Here is an 11492-nt window from a genome sequence, read left to right on the forward strand (position 1 = left end):
ATCGTTACCTGTGTATACATGTAACAACATCTACAGTGTACTAATCTGTTGATGACAATTTTTTGGAGGGATGGCTGAGTGGTCGAAAGCACCGGTCTTGAAAACCGGCAACCGTTAATAGCGGTTCTAGGGTTCAAATCCCTATCCCTCCACCACCATTAGAAAGCCCGCTGAGAAATCAGCGGGATTTTTTCTTATCTGCGATATACATAAATAAAAGGGGAAGGGCACTGACGTGCTCTTCCCTTTTTTGTATTTAAAACAATGACGACTAGTCCGCTAAATATTTCCCTTCTGCAACTTGCCAGAACGCTCGAATTAGAGGGTTATCTAGCTGTGCTCGCTTACAACATACGCCTAACTCAAATGGCTTGATAGGTTCTATCTTTAAGCGGCTAACTTTATCTCTTACTGGACTGTTGTTTATGACCACATCAGGTGCGATGCCAACTCCACATCCTAGTGCCACCATACTTACAATCGCCTCATGGCCAGAAACTTGCGCGTATATGTTGGGTTTTATCTTCATCTTTTTAAACCATGCATTGGCTCGTTCACGCGCTGTTCCTGCTTCTGGGATGATAAAGGGCACTTCATTCCAGTTTGGCTTATCGGATTGCAGTTGTTGGCTAAAGCTACTCACACCAGATGGAATGATGACTGACAGTGGAATATCGCTGATGGTTTCGAATTCTAACCTTGAAGGAAGGATGTCTGGCTTTGCTGAAATCGCGATATCCGCTTCATCGTTTAAGATCTTGTCGATGGATTGAGCTGGATCACCAGTAGAGAGCTTAAATTCAATATACGGATGAATAGCCCTAAATTCGGTTATGAGTTCAGGTAGGTGACTGTAGCTAGCCGTTACTGAACAAAATATACGGATCTCACCTTTAAGTTCTTGCTCTCCGCCCTTCAGGTGAAGGTTATATTGCTGCCACTCTCCCACGATGCTCAATGCTACAGGCAATAGGTGTTTTCCTGCTGGGGTAAGATCAACACTGCGGTTGTCTCTGATTAGCAGTTCTTGTCCTGTTTCCTCTTCAAGCTTTTGTATCTGACGGCTCAGCGCTGAAGGACTGACGTGCATAGCAGCAGCGGTTTTGCTGAAACTCTTGCTGTCGCATAAATGTATAAATAATTGTAGAGATTTTATGTTCATGTTCTGCGATCGTTTCCATGTTGCATTTATTGCAATAACTAATTGTGAATATATCACTTTCAGCAACGGAGTGTCTGTTTTAGTATGAAGTCATTCGATAGAGAGATATCGACCTTACGGACTTATTTTTAAAGGAGTGCCCTAGAATGGCTAACTATTTCAATACATTAAACCTTCGTGAACAACTAGACCAATTAGGTCGTTGCCGCTTTATGGATCGTGAAGAATTCGCGACAGAAGCTGAATACCTTGAAGGTAAGAAAATCGTAATTGTTGGTTGTGGTGCTCAAGGCCTAAACCAAGGTCTAAATATGCGTGATTCTGGTCTAGACGTATCTTACGCTCTACGCCAAGCGGCAATTGATGAAAAGCGTCAATCATTCAAAAATGCTGATGAAAACGGCTTTGTTGTGGGTAGCTACGAAACGCTAATCCCTCAAGCAGACCTAGTAATCAACCTTACTCCTGATAAGCAACACACAAACGTTGTTGAAACAGTAATGCCTCTAATGAAGCAAGGCGCTGCTCTTGGTTACTCTCACGGCTTCAACGTTGTGGAAGAAGGCATGCAATTACGTGCTGACCTTACTGTAGTAATGGTTGCACCTAAGTGTCCAGGCTCTGAAGTTCGCGAAGAGTACAAACGTGGCTTCGGTGTACCAACACTTATCGCTGTTCACCCAGAAAACGACCCTAAAGGCGAAGGTTGGGATATCGCTAAAGCTTGGGCTGCAGGTACTGGTGGTCATCGTGCAGGTTGCCTAGAGTCTTCTTTCGTAGCAGAAGTTAAATCTGACCTGATGGGTGAGCAAACTATCCTTTGTGGCATGCTACAAGCGGGTTCTATCGTATCTTACGAGAAGATGATTGCTGATGGCATCGAACCTGGCTACGCAGGCAAGCTTCTACAATACGGTTGGGAAACGATTACTGAAGCACTTAAGTTTGGTGGCGTAACTCACATGATGGATCGCCTATCTAACCCGGCTAAAGTTAAAGCGTTTGAGCTTTCTGAAGAGCTTAAAGACCTAATGCGTCCGCTTTACAACAAGCACATGGATGACATCATCTCTGGTCACTTCTCTAGCACAATGATGGCTGACTGGGCGAACGATGACGTGAACCTACTAGGCTGGCGTGAAGAGACAGGCGAAACTGCATTCGAAAACTACCCAGCTTCTGACGTAGAAATCTCAGAGCAAGAGTACTTCGACAACGGTATCCTAATGGTTGCTATGGTTCGTGCCGGTGTTGAGCTAGCATTCGAAGCTATGACGGCATCAGGCATCATTGATGAGTCTGCTTACTACGAATCTCTACATGAGCTTCCACTAATCGCAAACACAGTTGCTCGTAAGCGTCTTTACGAAATGAACGTTGTAATCTCTGATACTGCTGAGTACGGTAACTACCTATTCGCTAACGTAGCAACACCGCTACTACGTGAGAAGTTCATGCCTTCAGTAGCAACGGACGTCATCGGCCGTGGTCTAGGTGAGACATCTAACCAAGTTGATAACGCTAAGCTAATTGAAGTAAACGAAGCTATCCGTAACCACCCTGTAGAATACATTGGTGAAGAGCTACGTAGCTACATGAGCGACATGAAGCGTATCGCTGTTGGCGGTTAATCTTCCAGTTCATCACTGAATAAAAATAGCCCTGAACATTTGTTCGGGGCTTTTTTATGCTTGCAACTATTTTACCGGTGAAGGCTTGATAGATTGAGGAAAAAATAAAGGCTTACCCGAAGGTAAGCCTTTATTCGAACTTGAACTGATTGAAAAAAATGACTATTTGTCTGAAAGCTTTGCTTCTAGTTCAGCCAGTTTTTGTTCCATTTCAGTGAGCTTCTGGCGAGTGCGAAGCAGTACTTGTGTTTGAACATCAAACTCTTCACGGCTCACAACGTCTAGCTTGTTGAGTTGGCCTTGGATAACTTGGCGAACTTTTTGGTCTACGTCTGAACCAAGCTCTTTTACTGGTTGAGGCATAGAATCGTGGATCTGCTTAGCAATTTGCTCTAGTTTTTTTGGATCAAACATATCGATTAAAACTCCTGACTATTTATCACTATTCTATTTAATCACACTTGAGATGTCGCCTATCGCGTATAAAAAAAGGCCACCGAAGTAGCCTTTTTGATTGTTTTACGACTTAGCGATTACTTGTTATCTGCTAATTCTCTGTGTGCTGCTTTTGCTTCATCGACGCGAGCTAGCTTTTCTAGATCTTTGTCTTCCACAAATACAGGAAGAGGTTTGTGTTTTTCAGCTAGGTAGCTGTAAATCACTGGCAGTACAAATAGCGTAAAGATAGTACCAATCGCTAGACCAGCAACGATTACGATACCGATACTAAAGCGCTGAGCTGCACCTGCACCACTTGCGTACATCAGTGGGATTAGACCCGCGATCATCGCAGCTGTTGTCATCAGAATTGGACGAAGACGAACTTTTGCTGCTTCCATCACCGCTTCAATACGAGTCTTGTGGTGATGCAGTTGTTCTTCTTTTGCAACCTCACAGATTAATATACCGTGCTTGGTAATCAGGCCGACCAGCGTGATTAAACCTACTTGTGAGTAGATGTTCATCGTTGCCGCACCCCAAGCTAGAGCAATTAGGGCACCACAGATCGCCAGTGGTACAGATACCATGATAACCAGTGGATCTTTTAGAGATTCGAACTGAATCGCCAGTACCAAGAAGATGATTGCTAGCGCCAGACCAAAGGTTGCGTAAAGTGCGCTACCTTCTGTTACGTATTGACGAGCTTCACCCATGTAATCGTGGTTGTAGCCACTTGGTAGCTTGTTCGTTGCCGTATCTTCAAACCATGCAATCGCATCACCCATCGCCGCGCCAGGAGCTGGTACTGCACCAATCGTTGCTGAGTTCAATTGGTTGAAGTGAGGAAGAGAGCGAGGCTCTGCCACAACATCAATCGTAATTAAACTGCCCAGTGGCACCGCTTTACCATCCGCAGCACGTACATAGTAGTTATTCATCGATTCAGGGTTCAAACGGAACTTACGCTCTACTTGAGGGATAACCTCATAAGAACGACCGTTTAAGTCGATACGGTTTACGTAGCCATCAGACATCATGGTACCAAGGGTGATACCGATATCTTGCATGGTCACACCGTATGCGCCTGCTTTGTCTTTATCGATGTGTACTTTCATCGTTGCTGAGTCGTAGTTCAGATCAAGATCTGAGTAAACGAACAGCGGGTTCGATGCTACATCCGCTAAAATGTCAGTAGTGATTTGGAACAAGCTCTCAAAACTGTTTGGTGTTGTAATAACAAACTGAATTGGAAGACCTGAACCTGCACCTGGTAGTTCTGGCATTTGGAATGCAGTTACCGCCATTCCCGGAACATCTTTAACTAAACCACCAACGCGGTTTGCTACGTCTGATTGGCTCGCCTCACGCTCACTCCATGGAACCATAGATGCGATACCAAACGCTTGGTTTGCATTAGGTACACCAGTAAACACCTGTGCGTAAGCGACTTCTGGCTGATCCGACAGAATCTTGTTTACGTCGTTCATGGTATTTTGCATGAAGTCTAAGTTAGCATTTGATGGCGCTGTACCCATTAACATGATTACACCTTTATCTTCAGAAGGTGCTAGCTCACTTGGGATGAACTTAAACAGCATAGGTAAACTGGCAAATACGATAACCGCAAAGCCAATGAATACTGGGCGATGGTTCATTACCGCACCAAGCATACGCTCGTAACGGTTAGTCATACCATCCAGTACGCTATGTACCTTTTGTTCAAACTTGCTTGGCTCAGCGTGAGCTTTCAGCATTTTTGAACACATCATTGGCGATAGCGTAAGTGCCACAATACCTGACACGAAAACCGAACCTGCTAGGGTTAACGCAAACTCTTTAAATAGCGAGCCTGTGATACCACCCATCATTGCGATTGGAGCATATACCGCACCTAGCGTTAGTGTCATTGCGATAACAGGGACCGCAATTTCACGGGTACCGATAATTGCCGCACGGAAAGGGGACTCCCCGAGCTTGATGTGCCGGTCGACGTTTTCTAGTACTACGATCGCATCATCTACCACTAAGCCGATGGCGAGTACCATTGCCAGGAGTGTCATCAGGTTCCAAGAGAAACCCATTGCCTGCATTACCATTGCCACACCAATCAAAGACAGTGGGATAGTAACGATAGGAATCAGTACCGCTCGGAATGAACCTAAGAACAAGGTGATTACGATCAATACGATTAATGCAGCTTCAAGGATTGTCTTGATAACCTCTTGAATTGACTCGTTAATAGCAATAGTTGAATCGTACATTACGTTCATAGAGATGTTGCTTGGTAGGTTCTTCTCTAGTTGAGGAAGAAGCTCAAGTACATCTGCAGCGATGTTGATTGGGTTGGCACTTGGTGCCGCATTGATCGCAGCAACAACCGCTTCCTGACCGTTTGCACTTGCACGGTAAACGTCGTGGCTTTTCTCTAGAGAAACCTTAGCGATGTCAGACAGACGAATAATCTCACCTTCACCACTTCTAACGACTAAGTTCTCTAATTCTTCAGTGTTCGATACTTGCGTGTCGGCACTGCCGTTATAAAGAACAAACTCGCCGGTTGCTTGACCTGTAGCCGATTGGTAGTTGTTGGCATTCAATACCGTCATTACATCACTAGCAGTTAGGTTAACTGCAGCCATTTTTGACGGGTCTAGCCATACGCGTAGTGCGTATTTCATGCCACCGTATAGGTCAACTTTCGATACACCATTTACCGTAAATAGCTGCGGGTTAATTACACGCTCTAGATAATCGGTAATTTGGCTCGACACCAACTCATCACTAGTAAAACCAATGTAGAGTACCGCCGTTGTTGAACCGGTAGACATAGTTACGGTTGGATCTTCGGCTTCTTTAGGAAGCTGAGAACGTACCGAGTTAGTCTTGGCCAGTATGTCAGACAGCGCCGCATTCGGGTCTGTGTTCAACTTCATGTTCACGGTAATCGTCGAGCTACCGAGTACAGAAGAAGAAGTCATATAGTCGATGTTATCCGCTTGGGCCACAGCCTGCTCGAGGGGCTGGGTGATAAAGCCTTGGATAAGATCGGCACTTGCACCGTAGTAACTCGTGGTGACGGTTACTACGGTATTCGTCATTTCAGGGTATTCACGCACCTGCATTTTGAAGATTGCTTGTAAGCCAAGCAGCGCAATCAAAAAGCTGATGGATACCGCTAGAACTGGACGTTTAATAAAAACATCAGTAAAGCGCATTGTGCCTCCGGTTACAGCATAGGTGTTTCAGATGGTGGTGTGATTGCATCACTTTCCACAACCTTAACTTTGGCACCGTTACTTAGACGTACTTGGCCAGAAGTTACAACCGTATCGCCGGCTTTAACGCCTTCAAGGATGTGTGCAATATCAGCTGTACGTTCACCTACTTTTACAACATGTTGAGCAACACGTTGAACGCCGTCTTCTTCAGTCAGGATGTAAACATTGTCACCGTATAGAGTGAAAGTAATCGCTGTTTGAGGCAGAGTTACTTGGTTCTCTAATTTAGGCAGAATGATGTTAGCGCGAGCGAACATACCGCTACGAAGCTTGCCATCATTGTTTGGAATGTCTGCTTGAACTTGGATAAGACCACTTTGGATGCTTACAGCTGGTTCAATTGCACTGATAGATCCTTCAAACGGTGTCTCTGGGTATGCATCAACGAAGATGTCGATCGCCTGACCAACCTCAATACGAGAGATGTCATTTTGAGAAATAGTGAAGCGTAGGCGCATAACACTGGTGTCTTCTAGGCGAACGATGTCAGTGCCAGATTGTAGGTATTGGCCTAGATACACATTACGAATACCGACAGTGCCGTCAAACGGAGCGCGGATCTCGCGACGGGCAATCGATGCTTTAAGGCTTTCAATATCAGCCGCTAACGATAAGAAATTAGCTTCTGCTTCATCGAAGGCTTCCTTAGAGATAGAGCCTTTCTTGAATAGCCCTTGGTAACGCTTGTATTTTGCTTTCGCAGCAGGCAAACGAGCTTCAGAACTCTTAAGGTTGGCTTTCTCTACGTCAGAATCAAGACGTACCAGTTGCTGACCACTCTTAACATCAGTACCCGATTCGAAAGAAATTTGGTCAATAACACCGCTGGTTTCGTTCGCTAGTGTCACACCTTGATTTGGTTCGATGAAGCCGATAGCTTCAATTACGGGAACCCAGTCGATCGGCTGAACTTCAGTTACCGTTACTGGAAACTCTGGTTCAGGGCGGTTGGCCATATACTCAGCAATTTTTTGTTGTTTGAACATGTTAAACCCAATAACGCTGCCGAAAAGTAGTACAGCGATGAGTAACATGAAGAAAGTCCACTTTTTCATTATGGTCAAAACTCCGATCTAGTGTTTAATTATTGCGTCCCAACTGGCTTCGATTGCAGATTCTAGTTCTGCCTCATCAAGTTGGTAAAATCCTAAAGAATGCTTGCGTGCTAGAGAAACACTAGCCGCCAAGCTCAATCCACCTAATACTTCATTGTTAAGTGGTTTAAACAATCCTTGTTCTTTCCCCTCATTAAATAGCAGCTCAACTTGGGCAAACATTTTACGTTCTAGTTCCCTGAAGTTTAGGCTATTTGTGATGGGTAGAGAGTCATACTGAACCCGATTTTTTATTGCGGCTAAATTCGTTCCTGCTAAGTTCCATATGTTCAACCACATAGTACGGTAGCGTTGTTTAATTGGATCCGAATCATTAACCCCTTGTTGAACAGCATCAGCTACTCTTTGAGTCACGAGCATTCGAACATCTTCTATCAAATGCTCTTTATCATCGAAGTAGCGATAGATAGTGCCTGCAGCCACTCCCGCTTCTTTGGCTAATTTTTGCATTGAAAGGCCTTGGAAACCGACCTCTGCAATTAGCTTTTCAGCTGCAGAAAGTATTTGCTGGCGTTTATCCCGAGGTGCATGAGTTGTCATATTTCAACCACCAATGAATGAACGTTCATTCATTATAGCCTAATAACCACACACATGTGCAACAAAGTTTTACATAATCAGCGTAAAAATCTTGTATAAGAGAACGTAGCATTCGTGCTGTTGCAGCATTATTATAGGCGCGCAATTGAATTCGCCCCTCTAGACCAAACTGAGAATCAAATGAAACTGAACCCAAGACAAGATGAAGCCGTGAAATATGTTTCGGGCCCCTGCTTAGTATTAGCGGGCGCTGGATCCGGTAAAACACGTGTTATCACCAATAAAATTGCTTATCTGGTTCAGGAATGTGGCTATAAGGCGCGTAATATTGCGGCGGTGACCTTTACTAATAAAGCGGCACGCGAGATGAAAGAGCGTGTTGGGCAAACTCTAGGTAAGGGCGAATCGAAAGGGCTGATTGTTTCGACTTTTCATACCATGGGCTTAACCATCATTCGCCGTGAATACAAAGCGCTGGGTTTGAAAGCGGGTTTCTCTCTGTTTGATGACCAAGACCAGTTAGCTTTGTTAAAAGAGTTAACAGAGAGACAGATCGATGGTGATAAGGATTTGCTACGCGCTTTAATGAGCACCATTTCGAATTGGAAAAATGACATGCTGACGCCAGATCAGGCGAAAGCACGTGCTCAAGGCGAACAAGAGCAGTTGTTTGCATTCTGTTTTGAGATGTACCAGAAACAGATGAAGGCATACAACGCACTCGATTTTGATGATCTGATCGCGATGCCTGTATTACTACTGAAAACCAATCAAGAGGTGCGTGAGCGCTGGCAGTCGCGTATCCGCTATTTACTGGTCGATGAATACCAAGATACCAACACCAGCCAATATGAGTTGGTTCGTTTACTGGTGGGAGAGCGTGGTCGCTTGACGGTAGTAGGTGACGATGACCAATCTATCTATTCATGGCGTGGTGCAAAACCGCAAAACTTGGTGTTGCTGGGTGAGGACTATCCAAATCTTCGCTTGATCAAACTCGAGCAAAACTATCGCTCAACCAGCCGAATATTACGTGCGGCGAACATCTTGATCGCCAACAACCCACACGTTTATGAAAAGTCACTATTCTCAGAGATCCCAGACGGTGAAAAGCTCAAGGTACTGAATGCTAAGAATGAAGAGCATGAAGCAGAGCGTATTACCGGCGAGATCATCGCCCACAAGTTTTTGAACCGTACTGAATACAAAGATTACGCAGTGCTTTACCGTGGTAACCACCAATCACGCTTGATTGAAAAAGCGCTGATGCAGAACCGTGTGCCTTACAAGATCTCTGGCGGTACCTCTTTCTTCGCGAGAGCCGAGATTAAAGACATCATGGCTTACCTGCGTGTGTTGGTGAACCCTGATGATGACAACGCCTTCCTACGTATTGTAAACACACCGCGCCGAGAGATTGGTCCGGTGACGCTTGAGAAGTTAGGCAGCTACGCCAATATGCGTGGCAAGAGCTTGTTTGAAGCCAGCTTTGAGATGGGCTTAGAGCAGACACTGACGGGGCGTGGTTTAGAAAATTTGCGCCGCTTCGGTGACTGGATTGTTCGTATCTCAGACAATGCCGAGCGTGGTAATACGGTTGAAGCCGTTCGTTCTTTGGTTCGTGACATCAACTACGAAGATTGGTTGTACGAAACCTCAGCGAGCCCGAAAGCCGCTGAAATGCGAATGAAGAACGTCTCTGATCTGTATAGCTGGATTGTGGCCGATCTTGAGGGTGACAACTACGATAAAGAAGAGAAAACCCTGCGCGAGGTGGTTCAACGTTTAACGCTGCGCGATATGATGGAGCGTGGTGAGGATGATGACGATGCAGATCAAGTCCAATTAATGACATTGCATGCATCGAAAGGTCTAGAGTTCCCATATGTATTCCTGATGGGTGCAGAAGAGGGCATCTTGCCGCACCAAACCAGTGTCGATGAAGGCAACGTAGAAGAAGAACGTCGTCTTATGTATGTGGGGATTACTCGAGCGCAGAAAGAGCTGACTTTTACTAAGTGTCGTGAACGTCGTCAATATGGTGAATTAATAAAGCCAACACAAAGCCGCTTCCTCGATGAGCTGCCGCACGATGATGTGGAGTGGGAAAGCGTTAAGAAGCCTCAATCCGCTGAAGAAAGAATGGAAAAAGGGCAGGCGCACATTGCGAATATTCGAGCGATGTTCAACAAGAAGTAATGCCCTACTTTAATCGCACTATATAGAAGCCAATAAAAAAGGTGACCATGAGGTCACCTTTTCTGAATCTGGCATTTTTAATTACAGACCGGCAATCATGTGCTCGATAGCATCTTTGATTTCGTCGTCTGAACAATCCATACATGAACCTTTCGCTGGCATCGCATTGAAGCCGTTGATTGCGTGGTCAGCTAGAATGTCGCGACCTTGAGCAATGCGAGGACCCCAGTCACCAGCATCACCTGTTTTAGGTGCGCCACTTACGCCAGATGCGTGACAAGCGATACAAAAGGTACCGTAAACTGCTGCGCCATCACGAGGGCCTGTTGGTTCTGCGGCTACTGGCTCGCTGCCGACTAGGTAAACTTGGCCAACTGGTTTGATGCGTTCAGCAATTGCATCGTGCTCCGCTTCGCTTAGGCCTGCAGCCATTGCGCCAGTTGAAAAGGTTAAAACTGCGATGACAACGCTTAAAATTCGACGAGACATATCCATTAAACTCACTTTACATTCCCAAGGTAAGTACATGCTTACCAATTTATAGTGTTGGAAGGGTGTTTTGGCTTTAACCGGCAAAGAGCAACTGTTAAACCAATGTAAATAATGAGTGATTATATCCCGATAAGTTGTTGCAATAAACAACAACTTATAAGCTGTGGCGGGTTGTAGTACTCAAATAAGGGGTTTATCACATATTAACTGTCGAAAAAGAGACCAAACAGAAAAAAAAGTTAAAAAAGTACTAGACGGCATTGGGTGATATACGTATTATTCCACTCCGCCGACAGGGCATGCGCCTGTAGCTCAGCTGGATAGAGCGTTGGCCTCCGGAGCCAAAGGCCGAAGGTTCGAATCCTTTCAGGCGCGCCATCCGGTCTCTTACTTCGGTAAGTGAGAAATTGGCAAAAAGAAATAATGGTGGCTATAGCTCAGTTGGTAGAGCCCTGGATTGTGATTCCGGTGGTCGCGAGTTCGAATCTCGTTAGCCACCCCATTCTTTCTTTACAAAATATCGGTAGCTTCGGCTTCCAGTGTTGATTCATTATTCCCAAGAGTCGATACAAAACTAGTCGGTGAATAGCGCAGCTTGGTAGCGCATCTGGTTTGGGACCAGAGGGTCGGGGGT

At 45.2% G+C, this 11492-nt stretch carries 8 protein-coding genes and 3 tRNA genes; 5 read left to right on the forward strand and 6 right to left on the reverse strand.

Annotated features, from left to right (window positions below):
• The first annotated feature begins 64 nt into the window (after positions 1-64).
• Positions 65-155, forward strand: a tRNA-Ser gene (locus tag A136_RS13165).
• Positions 156-271: 116 nt separating this feature from the next.
• Here A136_RS13165 and ilvY read toward each other — a convergent pair.
• On the reverse strand, positions 272-1162 hold the full coding sequence (gene ilvY / locus A136_RS13170) for an HTH-type transcriptional activator IlvY (protein ID WP_017061966.1): 891 nt from the start codon (positions 1160-1162) through the stop codon (positions 272-274).
• A 146-nt stretch (positions 1163-1308) separates the two neighbouring features.
• Between ilvY and ilvC the strand changes: the two genes are divergently transcribed.
• Entirely contained in the window at positions 1309-2793 is a 1485-nt protein-coding gene (gene ilvC, locus A136_RS13175) for a ketol-acid reductoisomerase (RefSeq protein ID WP_017061965.1), read from the forward strand.
• Positions 2794-2955: 162 nt separating this feature from the next.
• On the opposite strand, the gene ubiK is transcribed toward ilvC, so the two are convergent.
• The 4 genes from ubiK to A136_RS13195 all read right to left on the reverse strand — a co-directional run bounded on the left by ubiK (position 2956) and on the right by A136_RS13195 (position 8167).
• Complete coding sequence (ubiK, locus tag A136_RS13180) at positions 2956-3207, reverse strand: ubiquinone biosynthesis accessory factor UbiK (RefSeq protein ID WP_017061964.1); 252 nt, start codon at positions 3205-3207, stop codon at positions 2956-2958.
• Between the two features lie 119 nt (positions 3208-3326).
• Positions 3327-6449, reverse strand: coding sequence for a multidrug efflux RND transporter permease subunit (locus A136_RS13185; RefSeq protein ID WP_017063034.1), 3123 nt, complete (start codon positions 6447-6449; stop codon positions 3327-3329).
• An 11-nt stretch (positions 6450-6460) separates the two neighbouring features.
• On the reverse strand, positions 6461-7567 hold the full coding sequence (locus A136_RS13190; RefSeq protein WP_017063035.1) for an efflux RND transporter periplasmic adaptor subunit: 1107 nt from the start codon (positions 7565-7567) through the stop codon (positions 6461-6463).
• 18 nt (positions 7568-7585) lie between these two features.
• On the reverse strand, positions 7586-8167 hold the full coding sequence (locus A136_RS13195) for a TetR/AcrR family transcriptional regulator (protein ID WP_017061961.1): 582 nt from the start codon (positions 8165-8167) through the stop codon (positions 7586-7588).
• Positions 8168-8347: 180 nt separating this feature from the next.
• Between A136_RS13195 and rep the strand changes: the two genes are divergently transcribed.
• Positions 8348-10366: a DNA helicase Rep gene (rep, locus tag A136_RS13200; RefSeq protein ID WP_017061960.1), complete on the forward strand. Its 2019-nt coding sequence runs from the start codon at positions 8348-8350 to the stop codon at positions 10364-10366.
• A gap of 81 nt (positions 10367-10447) precedes the next feature.
• Here rep and A136_RS13205 read toward each other — a convergent pair whose 3' ends face one another.
• Positions 10448-10861 carry a c-type cytochrome gene (locus A136_RS13205; RefSeq protein ID WP_017063036.1) on the reverse strand — a complete coding sequence of 138 codons (414 nt, stop codon included), beginning with the start codon at positions 10859-10861 and terminating at the stop codon, positions 10448-10450.
• 298 nt (positions 10862-11159) lie between these two features.
• On the opposite strand from A136_RS13205, the gene A136_RS13210 reads away from it, so the two are divergent.
• A tRNA-Arg gene (locus A136_RS13210) sits at positions 11160-11236 on the forward strand.
• A gap of 48 nt (positions 11237-11284) precedes the next feature.
• Positions 11285-11360: transfer RNA gene (locus tag A136_RS13215), tRNA-His, on the forward strand.
• The last annotated feature ends 132 nt before the right edge of the window (positions 11361-11492 follow it).

It is taken from the genome of Vibrio crassostreae 9ZC13 (assembly GCF_000272045.2).
GTDB classification, from domain to species: domain Bacteria; phylum Pseudomonadota; class Gammaproteobacteria; order Enterobacterales; family Vibrionaceae; genus Vibrio; species Vibrio crassostreae_C.